This window comes from Pseudomonas sp. R38(2017), from assembly GCF_002112395.1.
Classification (GTDB): Bacteria; Pseudomonadota; Gammaproteobacteria; order Pseudomonadales; family Pseudomonadaceae; genus Aquipseudomonas.
This window is the reverse complement of the sequence record NZ_NEHN01000008.1, coordinates 63,885-90,628: the sequence shown is the minus strand read 5'-3', so window position 1 is coordinate 90,628 and position 26,744 is coordinate 63,885. Positions and strand designations below refer to the sequence as shown.

Annotated in this window: 27 protein-coding genes; 21 read left to right on the top strand and 6 right to left on the bottom strand. The window is 59.8% G+C overall.

Annotated features, from left to right (window positions below):
* The first annotated feature begins 196 nt into the window (after window positions 1-196).
* Both CAF87_RS20775 and CAF87_RS20770 read left to right on the top strand, forming a co-directional pair.
* Window positions 197-2,635 (top strand): Lon protease family protein, encoded by a 2,439-nt coding sequence (locus CAF87_RS20775; protein ID WP_085732861.1) that lies wholly within the window; start codon window positions 197-199, stop codon window positions 2,633-2,635.
* Window positions 2,636-2,877: 242 nt separating this feature from the next.
* Window positions 2,878-3,207: a hypothetical protein gene (locus tag CAF87_RS20770; protein ID WP_085732860.1), complete on the top strand. Its 330-nt coding sequence runs from the start codon at window positions 2,878-2,880 to the stop codon at window positions 3,205-3,207.
* Between the two features lie 6 nt (window positions 3,208-3,213).
* Here CAF87_RS20770 and CAF87_RS20765 read toward each other — a convergent pair whose 3' ends face one another.
* Window positions 3,214-5,043 (bottom strand): hypothetical protein, encoded by a 1,830-nt coding sequence (locus CAF87_RS20765; protein ID WP_085732859.1) that lies wholly within the window; start codon window positions 5,041-5,043, stop codon window positions 3,214-3,216.
* Between the two features lie 162 nt (window positions 5,044-5,205).
* On the opposite strand from CAF87_RS20765, the gene CAF87_RS20760 reads away from it, so the two are divergent.
* From CAF87_RS20760 to CAF87_RS20750, 3 genes are all read left to right on the top strand, one after another.
* The gene (locus tag CAF87_RS20760) at window positions 5,206-5,694 is read left to right on the top strand and encodes a TIGR00645 family protein (RefSeq protein ID WP_065257512.1); all 489 of its coding nucleotides are present in this window, start codon (window positions 5,206-5,208) and stop codon (window positions 5,692-5,694) included.
* A gap of 135 nt (window positions 5,695-5,829) precedes the next feature.
* Window positions 5,830-6,135, top strand: coding sequence for a DUF6482 family protein (locus CAF87_RS20755; RefSeq protein WP_085732858.1), 306 nt, complete (start codon window positions 5,830-5,832; stop codon window positions 6,133-6,135).
* 126 nt (window positions 6,136-6,261) lie between these two features.
* Window positions 6,262-6,879 carry an FKBP-type peptidyl-prolyl cis-trans isomerase gene (locus tag CAF87_RS20750; protein ID WP_085689724.1) on the top strand — a complete coding sequence of 206 codons (618 nt, stop codon included), beginning with the start codon at window positions 6,262-6,264 and terminating at the stop codon, window positions 6,877-6,879.
* A gap of 49 nt (window positions 6,880-6,928) precedes the next feature.
* Here the strand turns inward: CAF87_RS20750 and CAF87_RS20745 are convergent, their stop codons facing one another.
* The 3 genes from CAF87_RS20745 to CAF87_RS20735 all read right to left on the bottom strand — a co-directional run bounded on the left by CAF87_RS20745 (window position 6,929) and on the right by CAF87_RS20735 (window position 8,828).
* Window positions 6,929-7,186, bottom strand: a complete 258-nt coding sequence (locus CAF87_RS20745) for a hypothetical protein (RefSeq protein WP_039771721.1) — start codon at window positions 7,184-7,186, stop codon at window positions 6,929-6,931.
* 206 nt (window positions 7,187-7,392) lie between these two features.
* Window positions 7,393-7,734, bottom strand: a complete 342-nt coding sequence (locus tag CAF87_RS20740) for a zinc ribbon domain-containing protein YjdM (protein ID WP_007950963.1) — start codon at window positions 7,732-7,734, stop codon at window positions 7,393-7,395.
* 125 nt (window positions 7,735-7,859) lie between these two features.
* The gene (locus CAF87_RS20735; RefSeq protein WP_007950962.1) at window positions 7,860-8,828 is read right to left on the bottom strand and encodes a polyprenyl synthetase family protein; all 969 of its coding nucleotides are present in this window, start codon (window positions 8,826-8,828) and stop codon (window positions 7,860-7,862) included.
* 241 nt (window positions 8,829-9,069) lie between these two features.
* Between CAF87_RS20735 and rplU the strand changes: the two genes are divergently transcribed.
* From rplU to CAF87_RS20710, 5 genes are all read left to right on the top strand, one after another.
* Window positions 9,070-9,381, top strand: coding sequence for a 50S ribosomal protein L21 (rplU, locus tag CAF87_RS20730; RefSeq protein ID WP_003228361.1), 312 nt, complete (start codon window positions 9,070-9,072; stop codon window positions 9,379-9,381).
* 34 nt (window positions 9,382-9,415) lie between these two features.
* On the top strand, window positions 9,416-9,673 hold the full coding sequence (gene rpmA, locus CAF87_RS20725) for a 50S ribosomal protein L27 (protein WP_003228360.1): 258 nt from the start codon (window positions 9,416-9,418) through the stop codon (window positions 9,671-9,673).
* Window positions 9,674-9,866: 193 nt separating this feature from the next.
* Window positions 9,867-11,090, top strand: a complete 1,224-nt coding sequence (gene cgtA, locus CAF87_RS20720; protein ID WP_085732857.1) for an Obg family GTPase CgtA — start codon at window positions 9,867-9,869, stop codon at window positions 11,088-11,090.
* Window positions 11,091-11,227: 137 nt separating this feature from the next.
* Window positions 11,228-12,346: a glutamate 5-kinase gene (gene proB / locus CAF87_RS20715; RefSeq protein WP_085732856.1), complete on the top strand. Its 1,119-nt coding sequence runs from the start codon at window positions 11,228-11,230 to the stop codon at window positions 12,344-12,346.
* 10 nt (window positions 12,347-12,356) lie between these two features.
* Complete coding sequence (locus CAF87_RS20710; RefSeq protein WP_085712193.1) at window positions 12,357-12,821, top strand: CreA family protein; 465 nt, start codon at window positions 12,357-12,359, stop codon at window positions 12,819-12,821.
* A 115-nt stretch (window positions 12,822-12,936) separates the two neighbouring features.
* Here the strand turns inward: CAF87_RS20710 and rpsT are convergent, their stop codons facing one another.
* The gene (rpsT, locus tag CAF87_RS20705) at window positions 12,937-13,209 is read right to left on the bottom strand and encodes a 30S ribosomal protein S20 (RefSeq protein ID WP_003228351.1); all 273 of its coding nucleotides are present in this window, start codon (window positions 13,207-13,209) and stop codon (window positions 12,937-12,939) included.
* Between the two features lie 252 nt (window positions 13,210-13,461).
* On the opposite strand from rpsT, the gene murJ reads away from it, so the two are divergent.
* The 6 genes from murJ (at window position 13,462) to ispH (ending at window position 20,880) form a co-directional block, all read left to right on the top strand.
* Window positions 13,462-15,000 (top strand): murein biosynthesis integral membrane protein MurJ, encoded by a 1,539-nt coding sequence (murJ, locus tag CAF87_RS20695; protein ID WP_085732855.1) that lies wholly within the window; start codon window positions 13,462-13,464, stop codon window positions 14,998-15,000.
* A 129-nt stretch (window positions 15,001-15,129) separates the two neighbouring features.
* Window positions 15,130-16,068 (top strand): bifunctional riboflavin kinase/FAD synthetase, encoded by a 939-nt coding sequence (gene ribF, locus CAF87_RS20690; RefSeq protein ID WP_007959537.1) that lies wholly within the window; start codon window positions 15,130-15,132, stop codon window positions 16,066-16,068.
* A gap of 13 nt (window positions 16,069-16,081) precedes the next feature.
* Entirely contained in the window at window positions 16,082-18,913 is a 2,832-nt protein-coding gene (ileS, locus tag CAF87_RS20685) for an isoleucine--tRNA ligase (protein WP_085732854.1), read from the top strand.
* Complete coding sequence (gene lspA, locus CAF87_RS20680; protein WP_085732853.1) at window positions 18,906-19,418, top strand: signal peptidase II; 513 nt, start codon at window positions 18,906-18,908, stop codon at window positions 19,416-19,418. Before ileS ends, lspA begins: the two co-directional genes overlap by 8 nt.
* Window positions 19,419-19,425: 7 nt before the next feature.
* Window positions 19,426-19,863: an FKBP-type peptidyl-prolyl cis-trans isomerase gene (gene fkpB, locus CAF87_RS20675; RefSeq protein WP_170929641.1), complete on the top strand. Its 438-nt coding sequence runs from the start codon at window positions 19,426-19,428 to the stop codon at window positions 19,861-19,863.
* Between the two features lie 72 nt (window positions 19,864-19,935).
* Complete coding sequence (gene ispH, locus CAF87_RS20670) at window positions 19,936-20,880, top strand: 4-hydroxy-3-methylbut-2-enyl diphosphate reductase (RefSeq protein ID WP_038361699.1); 945 nt, start codon at window positions 19,936-19,938, stop codon at window positions 20,878-20,880.
* On the opposite strand, the gene CAF87_RS20665 is transcribed toward ispH, so the two are convergent.
* Window positions 20,852-21,406 (bottom strand): GspH/FimT family protein, encoded by a 555-nt coding sequence (locus tag CAF87_RS20665; protein ID WP_085732851.1) that lies wholly within the window; start codon window positions 21,404-21,406, stop codon window positions 20,852-20,854. The two genes, ispH and CAF87_RS20665, sit on opposite strands and share 29 nt — an antisense overlap.
* A 130-nt stretch (window positions 21,407-21,536) precedes the next feature.
* Between CAF87_RS20665 and CAF87_RS20660 the strand changes: the two genes are divergently transcribed.
* From CAF87_RS20660 to CAF87_RS20640, 5 genes are read left to right on the top strand one after another with little or no spacing between them, the layout of a single operon-like run.
* The gene (locus tag CAF87_RS20660; protein ID WP_085732850.1) at window positions 21,537-22,010 is read left to right on the top strand and encodes a GspH/FimT family pseudopilin; all 474 of its coding nucleotides are present in this window, start codon (window positions 21,537-21,539) and stop codon (window positions 22,008-22,010) included.
* Window positions 22,007-22,456, top strand: coding sequence for a type IV pilus modification protein PilV (gene pilV, locus CAF87_RS20655; protein WP_085732849.1), 450 nt, complete (start codon window positions 22,007-22,009; stop codon window positions 22,454-22,456). Before CAF87_RS20660 ends, pilV begins: the two co-directional genes overlap by 4 nt.
* Window positions 22,453-23,166: a PilW family protein gene (locus CAF87_RS20650; protein ID WP_085732848.1), complete on the top strand. Its 714-nt coding sequence runs from the start codon at window positions 22,453-22,455 to the stop codon at window positions 23,164-23,166. Before pilV ends, CAF87_RS20650 begins: the two co-directional genes overlap by 4 nt.
* Before the next feature lie 10 nt (window positions 23,167-23,176).
* Window positions 23,177-23,656, top strand: coding sequence for a PilX N-terminal domain-containing pilus assembly protein (locus CAF87_RS20645; RefSeq protein ID WP_085732847.1), 480 nt, complete (start codon window positions 23,177-23,179; stop codon window positions 23,654-23,656).
* Window positions 23,643-26,735, top strand: coding sequence for a pilus assembly protein (locus tag CAF87_RS20640; RefSeq protein WP_085732846.1), 3,093 nt, complete (start codon window positions 23,643-23,645; stop codon window positions 26,733-26,735). Before CAF87_RS20645 ends, CAF87_RS20640 begins: the two co-directional genes overlap by 14 nt.
* The last annotated feature ends 9 nt before the right edge of the window (window positions 26,736-26,744 follow it).

Genomic DNA, 26,744 nt, shown 5'->3' with positions numbered 1-26,744 from the left:
GCGCAGTTTGGAGTTTAGGCACGTTCCAAGGGTTCCGTGACTTTTTGCACAATATTTGGAATAAACCCCGGTTTTACAGGGCCGGACCGGGGACAGGCCGGTTGTCTATGCTTTGTCGTATGGCGCGCCTTGCCAGTGGGGCTCGGGCAGCGCCAGAATGCCGCTATCTGCCCCGCCTGATTGTTAAGGAAGCCCGATGCCTGATCCTGTTGCTGCCAGCTTGCGTCTAGCGCCCGAAGCGCTGACCCGTCCGTTTTCCGCTGAACAGTTCAGCTTCACTACCACCAATGATCTGGAGCCCTTTCGCGGTGTGCTTGGCCAGGAACGTGCGGTCGAAGCCTTGCAGTTCGGTGTGGCCATGCCACGCCCCGGTTACAACGTATTCGTCATGGGCGAGCCCGGCACCGGCCGTTTCTCGTTCGTCAAACGCTACCTGAAGGCAGAAGGCAAACGCCTGCAGACCCCGGCGGACTGGGTCTACGTCAACAATTTCGATGAACCGCGCGAACCCCGCACCCTGGAGTTGCCGTCGGGCACCGCCGGTGCGTTCATCGGTGACATCAACGGCTTGATCGACAACTTGTTGTCGACTTTTCCCGCCGTGTTCGAACACCCGTCCTACCAGCAGAAGAAAAGCGCCATCGACCGCGCCTTCAACCAGCGTTACGACAAGGCGCTGGACATCATCGAGCGTCTGGCCCTGGAAAAAGACGTCGCCCTGTACCGCGACAGCAGCAACATCGCGTTCACCCCGATGCTCGAAGGCAAGGCGCTGGACGAGGCTGAATTCGCCCAGTTGCCGGAAGCCGAGCGTGAGCGTTTCCACGAAGATATTTCCGGTCTCGAAGAGCGCCTGAACGAAGAGCTCGCCAGCCTGCCGCAGTGGAAGCGTGAATCAAGCAACCAGTTGCGTCAGCTCAACGAAGAAACCATCACCCTGGCCTTGCAGCCGTTGCTTTCGCCGCTGTCGGAAAAGTACGCAGAAAACGCGGCGGTCTGCGGTTACCTGCAAGCGATGCAGGTCTACCTGTTGAAAACCGTGGTTGAGCAACTGGTGGACGACAGCAAGACTGATGCAGTGGCGCGCAAACTGCTGGAAGAGCAATACTCGCCGAGCCTGATGGTCGGGCATCCATTCAGCGGCGGTGCGCCAGTGGTGTTCGAGCCGCATCCGACCTATGAAAACCTGTTCGGCCGCATCGAATACACCACTGATCAGGGCGCGCTCTACACCACGTATCGCCAGTTGCGTCCGGGGGCGTTGCACCGCGCCAACGGTGGGTTCCTGATCCTTGAAGCGGAAAAAATGCTCGGCGAGCCGTTCGTGTGGGATGCGCTCAAGCGCGCCCTGCAATCGCGCAAGCTGAAAATGGAATCGCCACTGGGCGAGATGGGCCGTTTCGCGACCGTGACGCTCAATCCGCAGTTCATTCCGTTGAATGTCAAAGTCATCATCATCGGTGCGCGGTCGCTGTATTACACGCTGCAGGACCTCGATCCGGACTTCCAGGAGATGTTCCGTGTCCTGGTGGACTTTGACGAAGACATCCCGATGGTCGACGAAAGCCTGGAACAATTCGCCCAGTTGCTGAAAACCCGTACTTCGGAAGAAGGCATGGCGCCGTTGACCGCCGATGCGGTGGCGCGTCTGGCGACTTACAGCGCGCGTCTGGCCGAGCACCAGGGGCGTTTGTCGGCGCGGATCGGTGATCTGTTCCAACTGGTCAGCGAGGCGGATTTCATCCGGCATCTGGCCAACGATGAAATGACTGACGCCGGCCACATCGAACGCGCCCTGAAGGCCAAGGCCACTCGCACCGGCCGGGTGTCGGCGCGGATTCTCGATGACATGCTGGCGGGGATCATCCTGATCGATACCGACGGCGCAGCGGTCGGCAAGTGCAATGGCCTGACCGTGCTCGAAGTCGGCGACTCGGCGTTCGGTGTGCCGGCGCGGATTTCCGCCACGGTGTACCCGGGCGGCAGCGGTATCGTCGACATCGAGCGCGAGGTCAACCTTGGCCAGCCGATTCACTCCAAGGGCGTGATGATCCTCACCGGGTATCTGGGCAGCCGCTACGCCCAGGAATTCCCGCTGGCGATTTCCGCGAGCATCGCGCTGGAGCAATCCTACGGCTACGTCGATGGCGACAGTGCGTCGCTGGGTGAGGCCTGCACGCTGATCTCGGCCTTGTCGAAAACTCCGCTCAAACAGTGTTTCGCAATCACCGGCTCGATCAACCAGTTCGGCGAAGTGCAGGCGGTGGGCGGGGTCAACGAGAAGATCGAAGGTTTCTTCCGCCTCTGTGAAGCGCGCGGGCTGACGGGCGAGCAAGGCGCAATCATTCCTCACGCCAACGTCGCCACGCTGATGCTCGACGAGAAAGTGCTGGCCGCAGTCCGTGCCGGACAGTTCCACGTTTACGCGGTGCGTCAGGCTGACGAAGCGCTGAGCCTGCTGGTTGGCGAGCCTGCCGGTGAGCCGAACGAGGAAGGCGAATTCCCGGAAGGCAGCGTCAACGCGCGGGTCGTGGAGCGCCTGCGAGTGATTGCCGAGATGATCAGCGAAGAAGACCTGAAAGAAGCCGAGAAGGAACTGGCGCAGGAGGCGCTGGCCGAGGCCAAACCGGCTTAAACCAGGTTGCAATCAAAAAATGGGAGCCTTGTGCTCCCATTTTGTTTTGTCGCGAACGTCGGCAAAAGTGCCAGCACTCTGACGTCAATATTCACACAATGACCATTCGGCGCCTTCTGGTTCTGTGCGGCTTGCGCGGCGGACTTTTCTTCTATTCTCTGCTCAAGGACATCGACAGTATCACGGGATCGAAACAGCCCTTCAGCAAGGGCTGAACACCGGCTTTACCGAGGGTCGCCGCCATGTCGCGCAACCTCTGTCTCACCCGTCAGTGCCTGGGTCTTGTGACCCGTATCGAATGCGCCATCAAGCCGTTGGCCGGCGATAACGGCATGTGGACTTTGCTCTTCGCCGCCGGCATGGCCGGTGAGCAACCTTCCGCCATCAAGGCCCAAGGCCCATTTCACGGGCCGATCGCCGCCGAATCGATCCTCGATACCATCGTCGAAAGCCTGACGATGCATGGCTACGAACTGGCCAATGATCCGCAGATCTGGTCCCTGCACCTGCAAGCCCAGTTACGGCAGATCAACGGTGGGCGTGGGCGCAGCATCGGCGTTTTTGACCACTAGCGCCGATCATGGCGCAGCACCTTGTGTGTGGGCCTTGTCGAGTTTGACCTCAAAGCCGTATTGCACGGTGGCGAGGTCGGTTCGCTGATAGGTTTCCACGTGCGTCGGGCGACCGTAGAAATAGTGAACGCCGAACAGCGCCGGGCCTTCTGCGCTCGCGTCGTGGCTGACCGAAAGGATCTGCTTCAGGTAGTTGCCACTGTCGTCCTTGACGAAGAATCGCCATTCGTTGGCCGGGAACAGTTTGAGGTCCACCACCAGTGCGTTGTTCCTGACTTCCAGACCCTTGGGCAACGCCTTGGTCTCAAACGACTGCTTGGCCACCGTGGCCAGGAACAGCGGCATCGAACCGACGGCAATCGCCGGGGTTTCCGGGAACAGGTTCAAGTCATAGGTGATGGTCGCTTGCAGCGGATCCACCTGATATGCCTCGGCCGGCAGCTCGATCGGCTCATCAAGTTTGCCGTTGTGTTTTTCGGTGAAGAACGTCACCGGGCTTTCGCCGGGAGCCAGGTCGTCGCCGATCAATTCGTCATTGAAGGTTTTACGGTGATCGAACTCGATGCGCGCGGCGCTGGGCTCCTCCACTGACTGGCGGATATGGATGCTTTTTTTCAGCTCGTCCTCGGTCAGTGCCGCACCTTTCAGCCAGTTAGGCGCCTGGTCGTCGTAGACGGTGATCGCCAGATCCAGCGGCTGAATGGTTTTTGCCGTGGTGTGCGAATCGAACTCGCGAATCGGCAGATCCAGTGGCTTGCGGGTGACGGTCGCTTCGGAAAAGTCCAGCACGCTGACTTCGAGGGTGTCGATCGGGCCGTTGAAGTAAACCTTGTTGTAGCGGCGCGGATGCTGTTGTTCGAAGGTGCGCTGGTCGTCGTTCAGCTGCTTCTCGAGATCCTCGCTCCAGGCCTTTTGCTGTTGCAGGTACGCCAGTTGCTTCTGGTAAAAACCGACCTGTTCCGGGCTTTCGTTGATGGCGCCGGCACGCACCAGATATTGCCCGGTCGTGTCGCGGGCCTGGACGATCAGCGGATTGAGCGGCGTGTTGGCGACTTCCGGAGCAAGCGGCAGGCTGTTGCTGAATTCGACTTCGGCGTAGTTCTTTTCCAGCTTCAGCAGGGTCACGCTGAGGTTGGCGTCGGTCCGGGTCTGGCCGACGTCTTTTTTGCCCAGGTCGAAACTGTGCAGGCGTTTCGGGGCGATGACTTCCACCTGACCTTGCAGGCTCACCGGACGCGGCCGGGTTTTCTTGTCGACGTCCAGACCCTCGATGAACGGGTAGGTCACGGTCAGGTCATCGGGGTTGGTGACGTTGGAACTGGACGGGCTCAACTGAATGCCCGGATCGGTTTCCGACCATTCCGGCTGGTAGGTGATCACCCGTTTGTTGCTCAAGGTCACCGATTGCCATTCAACGCCATGGGGGAACAGGAATCCGCCGGGAATATTGAGGTTGAAGGGAAACACCGGTTGCAGGTCGGTGAGGTAATCGGAGCTGGCGTCCTTGTGTAGAACGAACAGACCGTGGATGAAGGTGTCGACCAGCGCCTGGGGCGTTGGGTAATGCTTGAGCACGCCGAGCGCGTCTTCGCCGTATTCGGTTCTGGCCGGTTTGTTGTCGAGTCGTTGCTGTGCGCGCTCCAGCAGCAGTAACGAGCCGCCGAGTTCGGTCACGGCATCCTTGAGTTTCGGGTCGGTGATGGCGTCCAGCGACTGTTCGAACTGTGCAGTCTTCTCTTCAAGGCTGAGCGGGTGTTTTTCATCAGCGGGGGAGCAGCCGCCGATCATCAAGGCGAGGCAAATTCCGGCAGTCGTTAACGGCAATCGCACATCCATTTCCAGTCGTCCTGTCCACTGTCGCTGGGCTGTCAATGGTTTGGACACTAGCAGAAAAACTTTGATACACACACGCAGGTGACGGATTTCCGGGCGGTTTCTGGCTGTCATGGGGGGCTGGTATACTCGCCGCCGATTACAACCCCCCTTGTGTGAGAGTCAATGGAACGCTTTATCGAAAATGCAATGTACGCCACGCGCTGGCTGCTGGCGCCGATCTACATCGGGCTGTCCCTCGGACTGCTGGCGCTGGCATTGAAATTCTTCCAGGAAGTGTTTCATGTCATTCCCAACGTGTTCTCCATGGCCGAGTCCGAACTGATTCTGGTGCTGCTGTCGCTGATCGACATGGCGCTGGTCGGCGGTTTGCTGGTGATGGTGATGATTTCCGGCTACGAGAACTTCGTCTCCGAACTGAACATCGACGAAGGCAAAGAGAAACTCAGCTGGCTGGGCACCATGGACTCCTCGTCGCTGAAAATGAAAGTGGCGGCATCGATCGTGGCGATTTCCTCGATCCACCTGCTGCGGATCTTCATGGACGCCAAGAACGTCGATCCCCAGCATCTGATGTGGTACGTGATCATCCACATGACCTTTGTGGTCTCGGCGTTTGCCATGGGTTACCTGGACAAGCTCACCAAGCACTGATGAGTTGTCGAAAGCTGTAACAAAACCGCCCGTCTGTTGCGAAACAGACGGGCGGTGTCGTTTGTGGCTTGTGCTTTGTAGCGCCGAGGCATATCCCTGTAAGCGTCCCGGCTCGCAACAGCGTGAGGTGCGTTCATGAACCTGCAAGAGTTGAATGCGTTTGCCATCGCCAGGAAGGTCGATGAGCTGAACCTGATCTCCATGGAGGGTGGAATCTACTTGCTCGAGGCGCGGATGCACGGCGCGGCGTACCCGTTGAGCGATCCCCAGGGCAAGATGCTGATGCTGCGTTCGGTGGAGCATGCCCGGGATGTGCTGCACAACTTTCCGGTGCTGCCGTTCAACCTGGTCCACACCTCGGTGCACGATGAAATGTGCGGTCTTGGCGCCAGCGGTGAAGAAAGCCTGAAAGTGCCGCTGGCCTGGCGTTCGGCACTGTAGGCCCGAGGGCCTGATCAATGGCGGAACATCTGTGCTAGTCTGCTCGCCCTTTTGGTTCCGGGCGCGCCTGGACGCGCTGTGTACGCACGGCAGGTCCTGAGGCCGTCCGCACAGCGGAGCAGTGTCATGTCCGAAGTAAATCTGTCCACCGACGAAACCCGCGTCAGCTACGGCATCGGCCGTCAGCTGGGTGACCAGCTGCGCGACAACCCGCCACCGGGTGTCAGCCTGGACGCCATCCTGGCCGGTCTGACCGACGCATTCGCCGGCAAGCCAAGCCGTGTGGGTCAGGAAGAGCTGTCCGCCAGCTTCAAGGTGATCCGCGAGATCATGCAAGCCGAAGCTGCTGCCAAGGCTGAAGCCGCCGCTGGCGAAGGTCGTGCGTTCCTGGCTGAAAACGCCAAGAAAGACGGCATCACCACTCTGGCTTCCGGTCTGCAATTCGAAGTGCTGACTCAGGGTGAAGGCGCCAAGCCATCCCGTGAAGACACCGTGCGTACTCACTACCACGGCACGCTGATCGACGGCACTGTGTTCGACAGCTCCTACGAGCGTGGCCAGCCTGCAGAATTCCCGGTTGGCGGCGTGATCGCTGGCTGGACCGAAGCCCTGCAACTGATGAATGCCGGCAGCAAATGGCGTCTGTACGTGCCGAGCGAACTGGCTTACGGCGCTCAAGGCGTTGGCAGCATTCCGCCGCACAGCGTTCTGGTGTTCGACGTCGAGCTGCTCGACGTTCTGTAATCCCGTTACCCTGCACAAGCCTGGCTTGTGCAGGGTTTCTCCGCCGTTCTCATACTTCGATCTTGTGATGCAGCTCACTGGTCGGGCGCAACGCCCGGGCATAGCAGAACAGGAACAGATTGCGCACCAGCTCCTTGAGCACCAACGGTTCGCTGGAACTCAGACCGCTGACGTCCAGATCCCCTTGATCCTGCAACTCGTGCAGGGCTTCTTCTTCCAGCACCGCGCAGACTTCACCGGTTTCCCGATGCAGGATCCTCAGGTACGGGTGCGGGCGATCCAGCCAGGCGTCGATCAAATAAGTCATGGTTCTCATCTCCATTGAAGGGTTTCAATGAGAATAATTCTTATTCGTCAAATAGCAAGCGCCTATTGGCGGATCGTGATTTTTTATGGGTAAAGATTGCGTAAGGTCAAAACGGCTGGCGTTTGGCTATTGTGTGGTTTTGCTGGGGATAGCGGGGGAGGGCGAAGCTCCATCCCACGACGGGCGCGGGATGGAGGACAGCAGGATCAGACTTTTCTGACGAACTCGGATTTGAGTTTCATCGGGCCGATCCCGTCGATCTTGCAGTCAATGTCGTGATCGCCGTCGCACAGACGGATGTTTTTGACCTTGGTGCCGACCTTGACCACCAGCGAGGTGCCCTTGACCTTCAGGTCCTTGATCACGGTGATGGTGTCGCCGTCCTGCAGGACGTTGCCGACCGAATCTTTCTTCACGGCATCATCGGACGCCACTTCGGCTTCGCCGCCGGCAGACCACTCGTGGGCGCACTCCGGGCACACCAGTTGGGTGCCGTCTTCGTAGGTGTATTCGGAATTGCATTTCGGGCAGGGTGGCAACGTGCTCACTAAGGCTCCTTGGAGAGGGGGTCGTTAAAAGTCGTACATTGTATAAGGTTTTAACCGCAGATGGCAGGCAACAAAAAACCGCAGGCTCCGACGGAGGCTGCGGTTTTTTTATTGCGCGGCGTTGATCAGTGCGTGCGGGCGACCGCGAACTCGCTCAGTTCAACCAGTGCATCGCGGTATTCGCTGGCCGGCAGCGCGTCGAGGCACTTGATCGCACGGGCCACGTAATCGCGGGCCAGTTGTGCGGTGTATTCCAGCGAACCGGACGCTTCCACGGCGATGCGGATGCTTTCCAGGTCTTCGATCCCACCTTTCTGGATCGCCTGGCGTACCAGTGCGGCTTGCTCTGGCGTGCCTTCGCGCATGGTGTAGATCAGCGGCAGGGTCGGCTTGCCTTCGGCCAGATCGTCACCGACGTTCTTGCCCAGGGTTTCGGCGTCGCCCTTGTAGTCGAGCAAGTCATCTACCAGCTGGAACGCCACGCCCAGGTGATCACCGAAGGTGCGCAGGGCTTCGCTCTGCTCGGCGGTGGCACCGGCCAGCGCCGCGGCGCTGTGGGTCGAGGCTTCGAAGAGCATCGCGGTCTTGCCGCGGATGACCTCCATGTAGGTTTCTTCGGTGGTGCTGGCATCGCGAACCTTGGACAGCTGCAGCACTTCGCCTTCGGCGATGATGCGCGTGGCCTGGGACAGGATCTTCATCACCGGCATCGAGCCCAGTTCGACCATCATTTCGAACGAGCGCGAGTACAGGAAGTCGCCAACCAGCACGCTCGGGGCATTGCCCCACATGGCGTTGGCGGTCGAACGGCCACGGCGCATGCCGGACATGTCGACCACGTCGTCATGCAGCAGGGTGGCGGTGTGCAGGAATTCGATGGTGGCGGCCAGCAGACGCATGTCGTCGCCTTCGCGACCCAGGGCCTTGCCACACAGCAGCACCAATAAAGGACGCAGGCGTTTGCCGCCGGCCGACGTGATGTAATCGCCGATTTTCGATACCAGCGGCACTCGGGAAGTCAGCTGCTTCTTGATGATGCCGTCGACGGCGCTAAAATCGTCCGCCACCGCGCGGTAGAAAGCTTGGGGTTGCATCAGCGACAGGTGCTCCAGAAGGGTTGCGCGGCATGCTAGGACCCACGTCCGGGCCTGTCAAGGCGCGATGGACGGCCCCTTGCATGACTTCGAAGGCTTGCGTACAATCGCGCACCCTGAACTTCCTGGGCAGCACCTGCCTTACGCAATTGCACTTGGGCCGTTCCAGCCCCATGCAGCCATGCCAGCCAATACCTCTTCTTATAAAGAGCTGGGTGAGCAGGATTATCGGAGAAATACCATGTACGCAGTAATCGTTACCGGCGGTAAGCAATACAAGGTCGCTGAAGGTGAATACCTGAAGATCGAAAAACTGGAAGTCGCTACTGGCGAATCCGTGACTTTTGACCGCGTTCTGTTGGTCGCCAATGGCGACGACGTGAATATCGGCGCACCTGTTGTTGCTGGCGCAACCGTCAAGGCTGAAGTGATCTCCCAAGGTCGTCACGATAAAGTCCGCATCATCAAGTTCCGTCGCCGTAAGCACCACATGAAGCGTATGGGCCACCGCCAGTGGTTCACCGAGATCAAAATCACCGGTATTCAGGCTTAATACAGCCTAATTCCTCACTAGGAGAATTGAACTCATGGCACACAAAAAAGCTGGTGGTAGTACCCGTAACGGTCGCGACTCAGAAGCCAAACGCCTTGGCGTGAAGATGTATGGCGGCCAGGTCATCAAGGCCGGCAACATCATCGTGCGTCAGCGCGGCACCCAATTCCACGCTGGCTACGGCGTTGGCATGGGTAAAGATCACACCCTCTTCGCGAAAATCGAAGGCGTGATCAAGTTTGAAGTAAAAGGCGCCTTCGGTCGTCGTTACGTGAGCGTTGTCGCAGCCTAACTGCGAGAGTGCTGGAGAAGCCCTGTCTTGCGACGGGGCTTTTTCGTTTGTGGGGTGAGTCTCTTGCAAAGCTGTTTGTATGGGCTGCCAGCGTGCGATGCAGGTCGTGGTTTGGGGTCGCTGCGCTCATTTTTGCAAGAGTCTTATGTCTTGATTGTTTTTCGGCTCGTCCGTACGGCGAGAGGCGTTGGTTATGAAGTTTGTTGATGAAGTATCGATCCGCGTAAAGGCTGGCGACGGCGGCAATGGTTGCATGAGTTTCCGTCGGGAAAAATTCATTGAAAATGGTGGCCCGAACGGTGGTGACGGTGGCGACGGCGGTTCCATCTTCATGATGGCCGACGAAAACCTCAACACCCTGGTGGATTACCGTTACACCCGTCACTTCGAGGCTGAGCGCGGTTCCAACGGCGGCAGCACCGACTGCACCGGCAAGAAGGGTGAAGACCTGGTCCTGCGCGTGCCGGTCGGCACCACGATCATCGACTCTGCTACACAGGAAGTCATCGGCGACCTGACCAAGTCCGGTCAGAAGCTGATGGTGGTGCAGGGTGGTTGGCACGGTCTGGGCAACACCCGTTTCAAATCCAGTACCAACCGTGCGCCGCGTCAGACGACGCCGGGCAAGCCGGGCGAGCAGCGCGACCTGAAACTGGAAATGAAAGTTCTGGCTGACGTCGGTCTGCTGGGTCTGCCGAACGCCGGTAAAAGTACCTTTATCCGTTCCGTTTCGGCCGCCAAGCCGAAAGTCGCCGATTACCCGTTCACTACCCTGGTGCCAAACCTGGGTGTGGTCAGTGTCGACCGCTGGAAAAGCTTCGTCATTGCCGACATCCCGGGTCTGATCGAAGGGGCTTCCGACGGCGCTGGTCTCGGTATCCGTTTCCTCAAGCACCTGGCGCGTACCCGCCTGCTGCTGCATCTTGTGGACATGGCGCCACTGGATGAAAGCAGTGCGCCGGATGCCGCTGAAGTGATCGTCAATGAACTGATCAAGTTCAGCCCGTCGCTGGCTGAGCGTGATCGCTGGCTGGTGCTGAACAAGTGCGACCAGATCCTCGAAGAGGAGCACGAAGAGCGCGTCAAGGAAATCGTTGAGCGTCTGCAGTGGGAAGGTCCGGTCTACGTGATCTCGGCCATCGCCAAAGAAGGCACTGAGCGCCTGACGCGCGACATCATGCGTTATCTGGAAGATCGCGCCGATCGCCTGGCCAATGACCCAGCCTACAAGGAAGAGCTGGCCGACCTTGATCAGCGCATCGAAGACGAAGCTCGTGCCCAGTTGCAGGCGCTGGATGACAAGCGTGCCCTGCGTCGCAGCGGCGTGAAGTCGGTCCATGACATTGGCGACGATGACTGGGACGAAGAAGATGTGGATGACGAAGACGGTCCGGAAATCATTTACGTGCGTGACTGATTCGTTGAAGTAAACTTAAGCGCCGCTCAATCGAGCGGCGTTTTGGTATCTGGAAATCGATTGTTGGTCACGAGTAACCACGAATAACGTCACGGGCAGCGCTGGGTCGCGCTGTCCTCAAGCTAAGGTTGAAGATGATGCGGAGCAAGGTGACAGGTGCGCAGCGTTGGGTCGTGAAGATCGGCAGCGCTTTGCTGACAGCGGATGGCAAGGGTCTTGATCGCAAGGCGATGGGCGTCTGGGTCGAGCAGATGGTGGCTTTGCATGAGGCTGGCGTCGAGTTGGTGCTGGTGTCCTCCGGGGCGGTGGCAGCCGGCATGAGCCGTTTGGGCTGGACCGCACGACCCAGTGCGATGCACGAGCTCCAGGCCGCTGCGGCAATCGGTCAGATGGGCTTGGTGCAGGCCTGGGAGTCGAGCTTTGCCGAGCATGGCCGGCACACGGCACAGATTCTCCTGACCCACGACGACCTGTCTGATCGCAAGCGCTACCTGAATGCTCGCAGTACGTTGCGTGCGCTGGTCGAGCTGAAAGTCATCCCGGTAATCAACGAGAACGACACTGTGGTCACCGACGAAATCCGTTTCGGCGACAACGACACGCTCGCGGCGCTGGTGGCCAACCTGGTCGAGGCTGATCTGTTGGTGATTCTGACGGATCGCGACGGCATGTTCGACGCTGATCCGCGCAACAATCCTGATGCGCAACTGATTTACGAGGCGCGCGCCGATGACCCGAGCCTGGATGCGGTGGCGGGCGGTACTGGCGGTGCGTTGGGGCGTGGCGGCATGCAGACCAAATTGCGTGCGGCGCGCCTGGCGGCGCGTTCCGGTGCGCACACCATTATTGTTGGTGGGCGTCTGGAGCGAGTGCTCGATCGTCTGAAGGCGGGCGAGCGCATCGGTACGCTGCTGTCACCCGAGCGCGGCATGCTGGCGGCGCGCAAGCAGTGGCTGGCCGGTCATCTGCAAACCCGTGGCACGCTGGTGCTGGATGATGGTGCGGTTTCTGCGTTGTCCCAAGGCAACAAAAGTTTGCTGCCCGTTGGTGTCAAGTTGGTGCAGGGCAGTTTTCGTCGCGGCGAAATGGTGGTTTGTGTGGCGCCGGACGGTCGTGAAATCGCCCGTGGTCTGGCTAACTACAGCGCATTGGAAGCACAAAAAATCATCGGTCAGTCGTCGGATGCGATTGTCGGTTTGCTGGGTTACATGGCTGAGCCGGAACTGGTTCACCGTGACAACCTGATTCTGGTTTGAGGAAAGCGCAATGCGCATGGCAAAAGGATTGTTGGGCCTGTTGATGGCGTTGCCATTGCTGGCCTCGGCCGAGGAAATCGGCCAGGTATCGACGGTGTTCAAGTTTGTCGGGCCGAATGACCGGATCGTGGTCGAGGCGTTTGATGATCCGAAGGTCGAGGGTGTGACCTGCTATCTGTCGCGCGCCAAAACGGGTGGCGTGAAGGGTGGCTTGGGTCTGGCCGAGGATCGTGCCGAGGCGTCCATTGCCTGCCGTCAGGTCGGTCCGATCAACTTCAAGGGTGAGTTGAAGGATGGTGAAGAGGTGTTCAAGGAGCGCACTTCGCTGGTGTTCAAGACCATGCAGGTGGTGCGTTTTCTCGACAAGAAGCGCAACACCCTGGTGTATCTGGTCTACAGCGATCGCCTGATCGAGGGCAGTCCACAGAATGCGGTGACAGCGATTCCGATTCTGCCGTGGGCGCCAGTTCATTGATTTGGACGTAAATAAAAAGAGGAGTCGGTTGGCTCCTCTTTTTTTTCGTCGTTTTTGGCAAATCACAGACAATAAAAAACCGACCCTGAGGTCGGTTTTTTAATGACTACGTCGCTTAGGCAGCTTCTTTCAGTGCCTTGACGTGGCCATTCAGACGGCTCTTATGACGAGCAGCCTTGTTCTTGTGGATGATGCCTTTATCGGCCATGCGGTCGATAACTGGCACAGCCAGAACGTATGCAGCTTGAGCTTTTTCAGCGTCTTTTGCGTCGATGGCTTTAACTACATTCTTGATGTAGGTACGAACCATGGAACGCAGGCTGGCGTTGTGGCTGCGACGCTTCTCAGCCTGTTTTGCACGTTTTTTGGCGGAAGGTGAGTTGGCCACCGTCGAGCTCCTCGAAAGACTTTTTAGGAAATAGCAAACAAAATAGGCCGCGAATCATGCCGATGAAGAGATGTCTTGTCAAGGGCGCTTGAAACGTTCCGCTAAGTGGTAGGTATAAAGAGGCGGGATATTTATTTCCGGCGCTTGACCTGTAAACTCGCGAGCTTTGGCTCTGTGCTGTTGCGGCGCGGAGTATCGCACAAGTAGGCGCATTGTTCGCCTGCTGTTTATCGACAGGCACAAATTCCTTCAATGAATCTGCTCAAATCGTTGGCCGCCGTCAGCTCTATCACGATGCTTTCCCGGATTCTCGGGTTTGTCCGCGACACGCTCATTGCGCGCACATTCGGCGCCGGAATGGCGACCGACGCCTTCTTCATCGCCTTCAAACTGCCCAATCTGTTGCGGCGAATCTTTGCCGAGGGTGCATTTTCACAGGCATTCGTGCCGATTCTTGCTGAATACAAAAGTCAGAAGGGCGAGGAGGCGACCCGTACCTTCATTGCTTATGTGACGGGGCTTCTGACCCTGGTCCTGGCGCTGGTCACCGCGCTGGGCATGATTGCCGCGCCCTGGGTGATCTGGGCCACGGCTCCCGGTTTTACCGATACGCCGGAAAAATTCCAGCTGACCTCCGATCTGCTGCGGGTGACCTTCCCCTATATATTGCTGATCTCCCTGTCGTCCCTGGCCGGTGCGATTCTCAATACCTGGAACCGTTTCTCGGTGCCGGCGTTCGTGCCGACTCTGCTCAACATCAGCATGATCGTGTTTTCGCTGTTCCTGACGCCGTACTTCGATCCGCCGGTCATGGCCCTTGGCTGGGCGGTGCTGGTCGGTGGTCTGGCGCAGTTGCTCTATCAACTGCCGCATCTGAAAAAGATCGGCATGCTGGTGCTGCCGCGACTGAATCTGCGCGACAGCGGCGTCTGGCGGGTCATGAAGCAGATGTTGCCGGCGATCATCGGCGTCTCGGTCAGCCAGATTTCCCTGATCATCAACACCATCTTCGCCTCGTTTCTGGTGGCCGGCTCGGTGTCGTGGATGTACTACGCCGACCGTCTGATGGAGCTGCCATCCGGCGTGCTGGGTGTGGCGCTGGGCACGATTCTGCTGCCGACATTGGCCAAAACCTACGCCAGCAAGGACCGTCACGAGTACTCGCGGATTCTCGACTGGGGCCTGCGCCTGTGCTTCGTGCTGGTGCTGCCGTGTGCGCTGGCGCTGGGGATTCTGGCCGAGCCGCTGACCGTTTCGCTGTTCCAGTACGGCCAGTTCAGCGGTTTTGACGCAGCCATGACTCAGCGGGCGTTGATTGCCTATTCTGTCGGTCTGCTCGGGATTATCGTGATCAAGGTGTTGGCCCCAGGCTTTTATGCGCAACAGAACATCCGTACGCCGGTGAAAATCGCAATCTTCACTCTGGTGGTCACGCAGTTGTTCAACCTGGTGTTGATCGGGCCACTGGCCCATGCCGGTCTTGCACTGGCAATCAGTGCCGGTGCGTGCCTGAACGCCGGCCTGTTGTTCTATCAACTGCGCAAACAGCAGATGTATCAACCGCAGCCAGGCTGGTTGAAGTTCAGTTTGAAGTTGTTGCTCGCCGTGGCGGTGATGTCGGCGGTGCTGTTGATCGGCATGCATTTCATGCCGGCGTGGGATCAGGGCCACATGCTGGAGCGCTTCCTGCGTCTGGGCGCGTTGGTGGTCGCCGGCGTAGTGGCGTATTTCGGCATGTTGCTGCTGCTCGGTTTCCGCCTGCGTGACTTCAATCGCAAGGCGTTGAGCTGAGGTTTCACCCTTGAAAGCCGGGCGCGGGCCGGCAGTTTTGTCGGCTCGTTCACTTTGGGTTACGGTGTTGCCTGTCGTCGGCCGTCGGGTGTGGTTATAATCGGCCACTTTATGAGCAAGAAGCGCGTTATGCAGCTGGTTCGAGGCCTTCACAACTTGCGCCCCCAGCATCGGGGCTGCGTCGCCACTATTGGCAACTTTGACGGTGTTCACCGTGGTCACCAGGCCATCCTGGCTCGACTGCGTGAGCGTGCGCTCGAGTTGGGCGTACCCAGCTGCGTGGTGATTTTCGAGCCGCAGCCACGGGAATTCTTTGCTCCGGAGACCGCGCCTGCGCGTCTGGCCCGGTTGCGCGACAAGCTGCAACTGCTGGCCGCTGAAGGTGTCGACCGGGTCTTGTGCCTGGCCTTCAACCAGCGCTTGAGCAAACTCAGCGCCAGTGAATTCGTCGATACGATTCTGGTGGATGGCCTGGGTGTGCAGCATCTGGAGGTCGGCGACGATTTCCGCTTCGGTTGCGACCGCCTCGGCGATTTCGATTTTCTGCTGCAGGCCGGGCAGGTTCACGGTTTTACCGTGGAAGCCGCGCAAACCGTCGAGCTGGACGGCATTCGTGTCAGCAGCACCCAGGTGCGCAACGCGTTGGCCGCCGCCGATTTTGCCCTGGCTGAACGCTTGCTTGGCCGCCCGTACCGGATAGCCGGTCGCGTGCTGCATGGCCAGAAACTGGCCCGCCAGCTGGGTACGCCCACGGCGAACATACAACTCAAGCGCCGTCGCGTGCCGTTTACCGGTGTTTATCTGGTCGACGTCGACATCGACGGCAAGACCTGGCCCGGCGTCGCCAATATCGGCGTGCGGCCCACGGTGCAAGGTGATGGCAAGGCCCACCTTGAAGTACATCTTTTGGATTTTGCCGGCGATCTGTATGACCGGCGTTTGACGGTGGTTTTCCACCAGAAGCTGCGTGAAGAGCAGCGTTTCGCCTCCCTGGAGGCATTGAAAACGGCGATCAGCGCGGATGTCGCCGCCGCCCGTGCACTAGCCGCACCTAGCGCCCATCGCTAATGAAGAGCCTTAAATGACCGACTATAAAGCCACGCTAAACCTTCCGGACACCGCCTTCCCAATGAAGGCCGGCCTGCCACAGCGCGAACCGCAGATCCTGCAGCGCTGGGACAGTATTGGCCTGTACGGAAAGTTGCGCGAGATTGGCAAGGATCGTCCGAAGTTCGTCCTGCACGACGGCCCTCCGTACGCCAACGGTACGATCCACATCGGTCACGCACTGAACAAGATTCTCAAGGACATGATCATCCGCTCGAAGACCCTGTCGGGCTTCGACGCGCCGTATGTTCCAGGTTGGGACTGCCACGGCCTGCCGATCGAGCACAAGGTTGAAGTGACCCACGGCAAGAACCTGGGCGCGGACAAGACCCGCGAACTGTGCCGTGCCTACGCCACCGAGCAGATCGAAGGGCAGAAGACCGAATTCATCCGTCTCGGCGTGCTGGGCGACTTCGCCAACCCGTACAAGACCATGGACTTCAAGAACGAGGCCGGTGAAATCCGTGCCCTCGCCGAAATCGTCAAGGGCGGTTTCGTGTTCAAGGGCCTGAAGCCTGTGAACTGGTGCTTCGACTGCGGTTCGGCCCTGGCCGAAGCGGAAGTCGAGTACGAGAACAAGAAGTCTTCGACCATCGACGTCGCGTTCCCGATCGCTGACGAAGCCAAACTGGCTGCCGCGTTCGGTCTGGCATCGCTGGGCAAACCTGCCTCGATCGTGATCTGGACCACCACCCCGTGGACCATCCCGGCCAACCAGGCGCTGAACGTTCACCCGGAATTCAACTACGCGCTGGTCGATATCGGCGACAAACTGCTGGTGCTGGCCGAAGAACTGGTCGAGTCCTGCCTGACCCGTTACGGCGTCGAAGGCACTGTATTGGCGACCGCTCCGGGTTCGGCGCTGGAACTGATCAATTTCCGTCACCCGTTCTACGACCGTCTGTCGCCAGTGTATCTGGCCGACTACGTGGAACTGGGCGCCGGCACCGGCGTGGTTCACTCCGCCCCGGCCTACGGTGTGGACGACTTCGTGACCTGCAAGAAATACGGCATGGTCAACGACGACATCCTCAACCCGGTACAGAGCAACGGCGTTTACGTGCCATCGCTGGAGTTCTTCGGCGGCCAGTTCATCTGGAAGGCCAACCCGGCCATCGTCGACAAACTGACCGAAGTCGGTGCGCTGCTGCACACCACCGTCATCGAACACAGCTACATGCACTGCTGGCGCCACAAGACCCCGCTGATCTACCGCGCCACCGCCCAGTGGTTCATCGGCATGGACAAGGAGCCGGTGTCCGGCGACACCCTGCGCCAGCGCTCGCTCAAAGCCATCGAAGACACCAAATTCGTTCCGGCCTGGGGTCAGGCGCGTCTGCACTCGATGATCGCCAACCGTCCGGACTGGTGCATCTCCCGTCAGCGCAACTGGGGCGTGCCGATCCCGTTCTTCCTGAACAAGGAAAGCGGCGAGCTGCACCCACGCACCGTCGAGCTGATGGAAGAAGTTGCCAAGCGCGTCGAAGTCGAAGGCATCGAGGCCTGGTTCAAGCTCGACGCCGCCGATCTGCTGGGCGATGAAGCGCCGCAGTACGACAAGATCAGCGACACCCTCGACGTCTGGTTCGACTCGGGCACCACGCACTGGCACGTCCTGCGCGGTTCGCACCCGATGGGCCACGAGACCGGCCCGCGCGCCGACCTGTACCTGGAAGGTTCCGACCAGCACCGTGGCTGGTTCCACTCGTCCCTGCTGACCGGTTGCGCCATCGACAACCACGCGCCGTACCGCGAACTGCTGACCCACGGTTTCACCGTGGACGAGTCCGGCCGCAAGATGTCCAAGTCCCTGGGCAACGTGATCGCGCCGCAGAAAGTCAACGACACCCTGGGCGCCGACATCATGCGTCTGTGGGTCGCTTCGACCGACTATTCCGGCGAAATGGCCGTGTCCGAGCAGATCCTGCAACGCAGTGCGGATGCCTATCGTCGTATCCGTAACACCGCGCGCTTCCTGCTTTCCAACCTGACCGGTTTCAACCCGGCCACCGACCTGCTGCCGGCCGAAGACATGCTGGCACTGGATCGCTGGGCGGTGGATCGCACCCTGCTGCTGCAACGTGAGCTGCAAGAGCACTACGGCGAATACCGTTTCTGGAACGTCTACTCGAAGATCCACAACTTCTGCGTGCAGGAGCTGGGTGGTTTCTACCTCGACATCATCAAGGACCGCCAGTACACCACCGGCGCCGACAGCAAGGCCCGTCGTTCGTGCCAGACTGCGCTGTTCCACATCTCCGAAGCGCTGGTGCGCTGGATCGCGCCGATCCTGGCCTTCACCGCCGACGAGCTGTGGCAATACCTGCCGGGCGAGCGCAACGAATCGGTGATGCTCAACACCTGGTACGAAGGCCTGACCGAGTTGCCGGAAGGCTTCGAACTGGGTCGCGAGTACTGGGATCGCATCATGGACGTGAAGGTGGCGGTCAACAAAGAAATGGAAATCCAGCGCGCGGCCAAGGCCGTCGGTGGCAACCTGCAAGCCGAAGTGACGCTGTACGCCGAAGACGCCCTGAGCGCCGATCTGGCCAAGCTGAGCAACGAGCTGCGCTTTGTACTGATCACCTCGACCGCCAGTGTTGCGCCGTTCGTGCAGGCTCCGGCCGAAGCTGTGGCCACCGAAGTCAGCGGCCTGAAGCTGAAGATCGTCAAATCCGCCTTCCCGAAATGCGCCCGTTGCTGGCACTGCCGTGAAGACGTCGGCGTGAACCCGGAGCATCCGGAAATCTGCGGCCGTTGCGTGGACAACATCGATGGCGCCGGCGAGGTTCGTCACTATGCCTAATGCCGTTGGCCGTTTCGGACGGCTGAGCTGGCTCTGGTTGAGCTTGCTGGTTCTGGTCATCGACCAGGCCAGCAAGTTCTACTTTGAAGGCAAGCTCGAGATGTACCAGCAGATCGTGATCATTCCCGATTACTTCAGCTGGACCCTGGCCTACAACACCGGTGCGGCATTCAGCTTCCTGGCTGACAGTTCCGGCTGGCAGCGCTGGCTGTTCGCCCTGATCGCGGTGGTGGTCAGTGCGGTGCTGGTAGTCTGGCTCAAGCGCCTGGGCCGCAATGAAACCTGGCTGGCCATCGCGCTGGCGCTGGTGCTGGGCGGCGCGCTGGGCAATCTGTATGACCGCATTGCCCTCGGCCATGTGATCGACTTCATTCTGGTGCACTGGCAGAACCGCTGGTACTTCCCGGCGTTCAACTTTGCCGACAGCGCCATCACCGTTGGCGCGGTGATGCTGGCACTGGACATGTTCAAAAGTAAAAAAACCGGAGAAACCGTTCATGACTGAACAGGTATTGGCTGAGCAACGCATCGGCCAGAACACGGAAGTCACCTTGCACTTTGCATTGCGCCTGGAGAACGGCGACACGGTCGACAGCACTTTCGACAAGGCCCCGGCGACCTTCAAGGTCGGCGACGGCAACCTGCTGCCGGGTTTCGAGGCGGCGCTGTTCGGCTTCAAGGCGGGTGACAAGCGCACCCTGATCATTGAACCGGAAAACGCATTCGGCCAGCCGAACCCGCAGAACGTGCAAGTCATTCCACGTTCACAGTTTGCGGACATGGAGCTGTCGCCAGGTTTGCTGGTGATCTTCAACGATGCGGCCAATACTGAGCTGCCGGGTGTGGTGAAAGAGTTCGATGACGCGCAAGTGACCGTCGACTTCAACCACCCGCTGGCCGGCAAGACGCTGACCTTTGACGTGGAAATCTTCTCCGTCAAAGCGTTGTAAACGCTGTTCTGCAGGGGCTGGACCGGCCCCTGCATTGATCTGAATTTTCGCGCGCAAGACACGAGGCACAGCATGCAAATCAAACTCGCCAACCCCCGTGGCTTCTGCGCCGGCGTGGACCGGGCGATCGAAATCGTCAACCGCGCCCTGGAAGTCTTCGGGCCGCCAATCTATGTGCGTCATGAAGTGGTGCACAACAAGTTTGTCGTCGAGGACCTGCGCAGTCGTGGCGCGATCTTCGTCGAAGAGCTGGATCAGGTGCCGGACGACGTCATCGTGATCTTCAGTGCCCATGGCGTCTCGCAAGCCGTGCGTACCGAAGCCGCCGGCCGTGGCCTGAAAGTGTTCGACGCCACCTGCCCGCTGGTGACCAAGGTGCACATCGAGGTCGCCAAATACAGCCGCGACGGCCGCGAATGCATCCTGATCGGCCACGCCGGTCACCCGGAAGTCGAAGGCACCATGGGCCAGTACGACGCCAGCAATGGCGGTGCGATCTACCTCGTCGAAGACGAGAAAGATGTCGCCGAACTGCAGGTGCACAACCCTGAAAAACTGGCCTTCGTCACCCAGACTACGCTGTCGATGGACGACACCAGCCGGGTCATCGACGCCTTGCGCACGCGTTTTCCTGCCATCGGCGGGCCACGCAAGGATGACATCTGCTACGCCACGCAGAACCGTCAGGACGCGGTCAAGCAACTGGCCGATGAGTGTGACGTGGTGCTGGTGGTCGGCAGCCCGAACAGCTCCAACTCCAACCGCCTGCGTGAGCTGGCCGAACGCATGGCCACGCCGGCGTACCTGATCGACGGTGCCGAAGACCTGCAAAAGAGCTGGTTCGATGGCGTCGAGCGTATCGGCATCACCGCTGGGGCTTCCGCGCCGGAAGTGCTGGTGCGCGGCGTGATCCAGCAATTGCAGGCCTGGGGCGCCACCGGTGCCGACGAGTTGGCCGGGCGTGAAGAGAACATCACCTTCTCGATGCCTAAAGAGCTGCGCGTGCGCTCGATCTGACCGCTTTATCCTTTCGACAGAGCGCCTGTTCAGCCTTTTCGCTGGCCAGGCGCACGCGACCGGTCGCCGCCAGTACCAATTGAAGCTGGCTGACCGGTTCGCGGGTCGAACAGATATGTAGTTTCCCTGCCTGAAACGCCCGCCCGGGCATCAGCGGTTGCCCCAGACTGCTGAACCGTATGTACCGACTGACGAACCAGTTACCGACAATCGGGATTCGACCATCACTGGCATGCTCGACCAGCAGTGGGTTGTTGCTGTCCTCCGCTCCTTTGCCACTGACGTCCAGAATGATCCGCCAACCCTGGCTCCAGTCTCCGTCGATGCCATGAATCACTACGCTCTGATTACGTGTGATGGCCTGGCTGCGGGCATTGCGGATTCCGCTGATCAGCGATTCTGCGACCTGTTGCCGGTGGTTCGACTCCGCCAGCGTGGAGAGCGCCGGACTGACCAGTGACAGAACAATTGCGCCGATCGCCAGTCCCATGAGCAGTTCGACCAGGCTGAATCCCTGTTGCGGCATGAGCATTTCCTCCTTGAAGCAGGGTGTCCGACGCGATCCGTGCGCCGGGCAGGGCAAATCAACCGACGCAAGCCGGCCGAATGTTCTAGGTTTACAGGGCAGGTATAGCCGACGGCAACGGAGGGCTTCGATGGATCATCGTACAAAAGGTTTCACGCTGATCGAGCTGCTGGTGGCGGTCGCATTGGTTGTGATCCTGATCACGATGGCTGTCCCGGCGTTTACCCGATCGATCCAGGGCAGCAAGGCCGACACCGAAGTCGGCGACCTGCAGCGGGCACTCAACTATGCGCGACTGGAAGCCATCGATCGCGGGACCACCATCCGGTTGCGGCCGACGGCCGGGGGCGGCGTCTGGACCGGCGAATTGTCGGTCTACGACAGTACTGGCACTTCGGCCAATGTATTGCGGGTTGTTCCAGCGATGAGCAGTGGTGCGACTCTGACGCTAACCTCAGGAGTGACCGCACTGGATTTCAACAATCTGGGTGGCCTGGCAGCACCGTCCACGGCGGTGGTGTTCAGTTACACGCTGGGAACGCAAAGCAGGACGCTGAACGTGTGTCTGAACGGACGAATTCAATCGGGTGGAAGCTGCGGATGAGGGCAGGGAGCACAGTTGCACAGGAAGGCATGTCGCTGATCGAAGTTCTGGTCGCATTGCTGATTCTGACGGTCGGGTTGCTGGGGGCCGCGGCGGTTCAGCTCAATGCGCTGAAATACACCGACAGTTCGCGCATGACCAGTCAGGCGAGCTTCATCGCCTACGACATGATGGACCGCATCCGCGCCAACTCTGGCGCCGACTACACCGTCACGCCGCCGACCTCGGGCAACCTGAGCGTTACGCGGGATCAGGACCTCTACGACTTCACCACCAACATCGTCAATTTCGGCGGTCCGAGCGCCACCGGCAGCATTACCCTCAACCAGCGGGTGTACACCATCACCATCAACTGGAGCGACTCACGGGCCGCCAACACCGCGAGCGCCCCGCGCAGCTTTGTCCTGACCAGCCGGGTCGCGGTCGATCCAGTGGCTACGCCATGAAGCGGCATAACCAGGGTTTCGGCCTGATCGAAATGCTCATCGCTTTGGCGCTGGGGCTGATCATCGTGCTGGGCGTCGTACAAACCTTTATTGCGGCGAAGAACACTTACGTTAGTCAGAACACCTCTGCTGCCATGCAGGAAGATGCGCGGTTCGTGTTGAGCAAGATGATTCAGGAATTGCGCATGGTCGGGATGTTCGGCTGCCTCGGGACCATTACCGACGCCAGCACCGGCGGCGATTTCAATGCTGCGCAGATCACGCCGATCAGTTGGGACAACACCAATCTCAAACTGACACTGGTCACCGCCGACATCGGTGCTGCGGGCGGGACGCCGACCTGGACCGTGGTGTCCGACTGCCGCAACAGTTCAACGGCTTATACGGGCGTGCGAGCACCGGCGACAGGGCAAGTCGCGTTTCCGATCCGTCGTCTGGTCTACAGCTTCAGCAACAACCAGATCCTGATGGGTACTGGGAGCGGTACGCCGACTCAGCAGGTGCTGGTGAGCAACGTCAGTGCGTTCACCGTCCTGTTTGGCCTGGCCGGCACCGCGACCGATGTGGCCGCCTCGACCTACAGCAGCAACCCCGGCGATCCTGCGCGCATCCGCAGCGTACGCCTGAGTCTGACCCTCACCGATCCGAACAATCGGGTCGCCAATCAAACCTTCAACGTGGTTGCCGCGCTGCGCAACCGCTTGCAGTGAGGGCCGGTCGATGAATATTTCTCTTCATCAGCGACGAAGCCAGCGCGGCATGGTGTTGCTGGTCAGCCTGGTATTTCTGTTGCTGCTGACCATGATCGGTCTCTCCTCGATGCAAAGCGCCAACCTGCAGGAAAAAATGGCCAGCAGCGTGAGCCTGCGCAACCAGTCGTTCCAGACTGCCGAGGCGGTGCTGCGTATCGGCGAGAGCGCAGTGCAACTGGACAGTTATTCGCTGGCTGTGTGTGCCAGCACCACGCAATGCGCACCGCCGGCAGAGTCATCGGTGGTCAGCGCGGCGGGACTCAATTCCACGTCGGGTGTTACCTGGATTGCCGCCGGTAACGGTTTCTACGGGGTGCAGAACATTGGCACCACCCTGACGGCGGTGAACGTACCGAGCAATACCTCGGCGACGCTGTACCGGGTCACGGCCGTCGGTATCGTCGGCAGCTCACGCAGTGTGGTGGAGAGCGTCTATGCGAAGTATTGAGCGGCGTTCTGGTTGGTGGGCCGGGCTCATGGGGCTGTTATTGGGCCTGTATCTGGCGGCGCCGGCGTATGCCTTCACCCCGTCTGACTCGCCACTGTTGAGCGCGGCGGCTGTACCGCCGAATGTCATGCTGTTGATCGATGATTCGGGAAGCATGAACAGCATCATTTACGCCGCCGGGTTTGATCCGACGGTGACCCGAACGCCGGCCCGACAGTGCAACGCGGTGCTTGGTTTGTGCCTGTCTTCGACGGCTATCACCGGTGACCCGGTGTTTCTGTCGAGCCTGCCGACCTCCGGCTGTTCCGGCGGTGCCTATGCGTTCTACAACAACAGCCTGACGCCGTTGTGTCTGAAACTGCCGGACCCCGTAGGCGGCGGAAACACCCGTTACTACGGGGATTACATCGCCTACGTGGTCGGCCTTGCCATCAATAACGGCACCCGCGACTTCACCACCGGGGCCATTCCCAACGACTACCGGATCAACGTGGCGCGCAACGTATCCACGGCGCTGGTGAGCAGCAACCGCAACCTGCGCATAGGCCTGTCGACATTCAACCCGGCCACCAACAACAACCCGGGCAATGGCGGGTATATCGCCCGCTCCATCAGTGACCTGGCGCCGGTCAGCGGCAGCGTGACTCAAGCCCAGGCCGACAGTAACTACAACGCACTGATCTCGGCGATCAGCGGCTTGAGCGCCGTGGCCAATACGCCATTGGCGGAAACCTATTATGAAATCACCCGCTACATGCGCGGAATGGCACCGTATTACAACAACACGCCAAACACCTACACCAGCCCGATCCAGTACCGCTGCCAGAAAAACTACGGGGTGGTGATTACCGACGGCCTGCCGACCTACGACCGCACGTTCCCTACCAACGACCCGCTGGGCGGCAGCCGATTGCCGAACTGGGACGGCATCAACAATGACGGCAACAACCTCAACGGTGACAACGAGGGCGATACGCTGTACCTGGACGACATCGCCAAATTTGCCTTCGACATCGACATGCGTTCGACCGGCACCGATGCGGCTGGCAAGAGCTGGAACGCGTTGGATTTCCCCAAGCAGAACATGAACACCTATACCGTCGGCTTCACCGCCGATAACGATATGCTGTCGGACGCGTCGGCGTATGGACAGGGCAGGTATTACCAGGCCACCGACAGCGCCGGCCTCAACTCAGCATTGTCGGCGGCACTGAGTGACATCACTTCCAAGGCGGGCTCCGGCGGTAGCGGTGTCACCAGCGGCACCACGCTGGCGAGCGGCAGCAGTTATTTTCAGACCAGTTACGATCCCAGGGACTGGCGCGGCACCATCAAATCATTCGGATTTACCTCGGCCGGGACGGTGAATACCTCAACGGTGCTATGGACAACCGACACGGCCATCGTTCCCGGCGCTGCAACGCCGACCTACCAATCATGGAATAGCGCGAACAACGCGGCAGTCACCCTGGCCTACGGCAACTTTTCGGCAACCCAGCAGACTTCGCTCAGCCAGAGCCTGCCCACCGGCATCAGTGGCAGCGATCTGGTGGAATGGAGCAAAGGTACCAACAAGACCGGGCTCAAGGTGCGCAGCGTGCTGCTGGGCGACATCATCAACTCGCCGCTGGTGCTGGCCTCGCCCTCCGACAAGACCGCCTCCGACCTGTCGGGCGACACCACCTACACCAGCTACCTGACCACCAAGGCTGCGAACATGAATGCCAACCTGGTGGTGAACGGCAACGACGGTTTCGTCAGCGTCATTAACCCGGCCAACGGCACCCGGCGTTACGCCTACATGCCGTCGAGCGTGCTGCCGTCGTTGCGATTGATCGCCGACCCCAACTACATCAACGGCGTCAGCCACAAATTTCTGGTGGACGGGCAGGTCGGTGTCTATGACGCACAGTTCGGCACAGCCTGGAAAACCCTGGCCATCGGCGGCACCGGGGCCGGTGGCAAGACGTTCTATGCATTGCAGTTGTTCGACGCCTCGGCGGGGAACATTCTCAATGCGCTGTGGGAAGTGAGTGCACCGGCCACTGCCAACACTGCGAACGCGTTCAATGATCTGGGTTATGCCTACGCCCGTCCGGAAGTGGCACGCTTGGCCGATGGGCGCTGGGCGGCTTTCATCGCCAATGGCTACGGCAGCAACTCGGGGGTAGCGGCGTTGTATGTGCTGGATGTGCGCGACGGTTCGCTGATCAAGAAAATCGTCATCGACAGTACCGAAACCACCAACGGACTGTCGTCGGTGAAGCTCAAGGTCAATTCGCAGAACGTGGTGCAGGCTGCGTACGGCGGGGATTTGAAGGGACGCCTGTGGAAATTCGACCTGAGCGCGACCACGACCGACAGCTGGGGCATAGCGTTTTCCGGCAAGCCGCTGTTCACGACGGTGGGCGGCGCGACTCAACCGATCACCGCGCAACCGCTGCTGGCGGATAATTCATTGGGGGGCAAACAGATTTTCGTCGGTACCGGCAAATTCAACGAAACCTCCGACAAGACCAACAAGGATCTGCAGGCGTTCTATTCGGTGTGGGATGCCGATGGCGGCACGGGGCAACTGACGGTCAGCAGTTTGCAGGCCCAGGCCATAACGGGCGTGTTCTCGGGCAGTTCAGGGCAATTCATTACCACGACTCAGAACGACACCACTTATCCTGCGGAGAAGGGCTGGTATCTGCCGCTGGTGTACAACAACGTATTGACCGGCGAGCGGGTAATCAATCAGGCCAGTCTGGTGCTGGGGCGCATCGTGTTCACCACGGCCAGTGTCGATACCACCGACCCGTGTTCCAGCTTCGGTACCGGCAAACTGGTCGAACTCGATGCGTTCAGCGGTAAGATGCTCAACTATGCGGTGCTCGACACCAACGCCGACGGCGTGGTCGACACCAATGACACGATTTCCAGCGGCGTGGTGTTCAGCGGCGGCATTCCGACCCTGAACGCCATCGTCAACGGCGCAACGCGCAAGATCGTGAACGATTCCAGTGGCGGTATCACCACCCTGGTGGAAAAGTCCGGCGGCGGCAGCCGTCGTATCATGTGGCGACAAATACAGTAAGCGAGAGTT

Excerpts from the sequence above, each read along its gene's own strand:
- ribF (WP_007959537.1), top strand. The coding sequence starts at position 15,130 with ATGCAGCTGGTTCGAGGCCTTCACAACTTGCGCCCCCAGCATCGGGGC.
- CAF87_RS20760 (WP_065257512.1), top strand. The coding sequence starts at position 5,206 with ATGGAACGCTTTATCGAAAATGCAATGTACGCCACGCGCTGGCTGCTG.
- CAF87_RS20710 (WP_085712193.1), top strand. The coding sequence starts at position 12,357 with ATGCGCATGGCAAAAGGATTGTTGGGCCTGTTGATGGCGTTGCCATTG.
- pilV (WP_085732849.1), top strand. The coding sequence starts at position 22,007 with ATGAGGGCAGGGAGCACAGTTGCACAGGAAGGCATGTCGCTGATCGAA.
- proB (WP_085732856.1), top strand. The coding sequence starts at position 11,228 with ATGCGGAGCAAGGTGACAGGTGCGCAGCGTTGGGTCGTGAAGATCGGC.
- CAF87_RS20735 (WP_007950962.1), bottom strand. The coding sequence starts at position 8,828 with ATGCAACCCCAAGCTTTCTACCGCGCGGTGGCGGACGATTTTAGCGCC.
- CAF87_RS20775 (WP_085732861.1), top strand. The coding sequence starts at position 197 with ATGCCTGATCCTGTTGCTGCCAGCTTGCGTCTAGCGCCCGAAGCGCTG.
- ispH (WP_038361699.1), top strand. The coding sequence starts at position 19,936 with ATGCAAATCAAACTCGCCAACCCCCGTGGCTTCTGCGCCGGCGTGGAC.
- CAF87_RS20765 (WP_085732859.1), bottom strand. The coding sequence starts at position 5,043 with ATGGATGTGCGATTGCCGTTAACGACTGCCGGAATTTGCCTCGCCTTG.
- CAF87_RS20745 (WP_039771721.1), bottom strand. The coding sequence starts at position 7,186 with ATGACTTATTTGATCGACGCCTGGCTGGATCGCCCGCACCCGTACCTG.
- cgtA (WP_085732857.1), top strand. The coding sequence starts at position 9,867 with ATGAAGTTTGTTGATGAAGTATCGATCCGCGTAAAGGCTGGCGACGGC.
- ileS (WP_085732854.1), top strand. The coding sequence starts at position 16,082 with ATGACCGACTATAAAGCCACGCTAAACCTTCCGGACACCGCCTTCCCA.
- CAF87_RS20660 (WP_085732850.1), top strand. The coding sequence starts at position 21,537 with ATGGATCATCGTACAAAAGGTTTCACGCTGATCGAGCTGCTGGTGGCG.
- CAF87_RS20770 (WP_085732860.1), top strand. The coding sequence starts at position 2,878 with ATGTCGCGCAACCTCTGTCTCACCCGTCAGTGCCTGGGTCTTGTGACC.
- CAF87_RS20750 (WP_085689724.1), top strand. The coding sequence starts at position 6,262 with ATGTCCGAAGTAAATCTGTCCACCGACGAAACCCGCGTCAGCTACGGC.
- CAF87_RS20650 (WP_085732848.1), top strand. The coding sequence starts at position 22,453 with ATGAAGCGGCATAACCAGGGTTTCGGCCTGATCGAAATGCTCATCGCT.
- CAF87_RS20645 (WP_085732847.1), top strand. The coding sequence starts at position 23,177 with ATGAATATTTCTCTTCATCAGCGACGAAGCCAGCGCGGCATGGTGTTG.
- CAF87_RS20665 (WP_085732851.1), bottom strand. The coding sequence starts at position 21,406 with ATGCCGCAACAGGGATTCAGCCTGGTCGAACTGCTCATGGGACTGGCG.
- CAF87_RS20640 (WP_085732846.1), top strand. The coding sequence starts at position 23,643 with ATGCGAAGTATTGAGCGGCGTTCTGGTTGGTGGGCCGGGCTCATGGGG.
- rplU (WP_003228361.1), top strand. The coding sequence starts at position 9,070 with ATGTACGCAGTAATCGTTACCGGCGGTAAGCAATACAAGGTCGCTGAA.
- lspA (WP_085732853.1), top strand. The coding sequence starts at position 18,906 with ATGCCTAATGCCGTTGGCCGTTTCGGACGGCTGAGCTGGCTCTGGTTG.
- murJ (WP_085732855.1), top strand. The coding sequence starts at position 13,462 with ATGAATCTGCTCAAATCGTTGGCCGCCGTCAGCTCTATCACGATGCTT.
- CAF87_RS20755 (WP_085732858.1), top strand. The coding sequence starts at position 5,830 with ATGAACCTGCAAGAGTTGAATGCGTTTGCCATCGCCAGGAAGGTCGAT.
- rpmA (WP_003228360.1), top strand. The coding sequence starts at position 9,416 with ATGGCACACAAAAAAGCTGGTGGTAGTACCCGTAACGGTCGCGACTCA.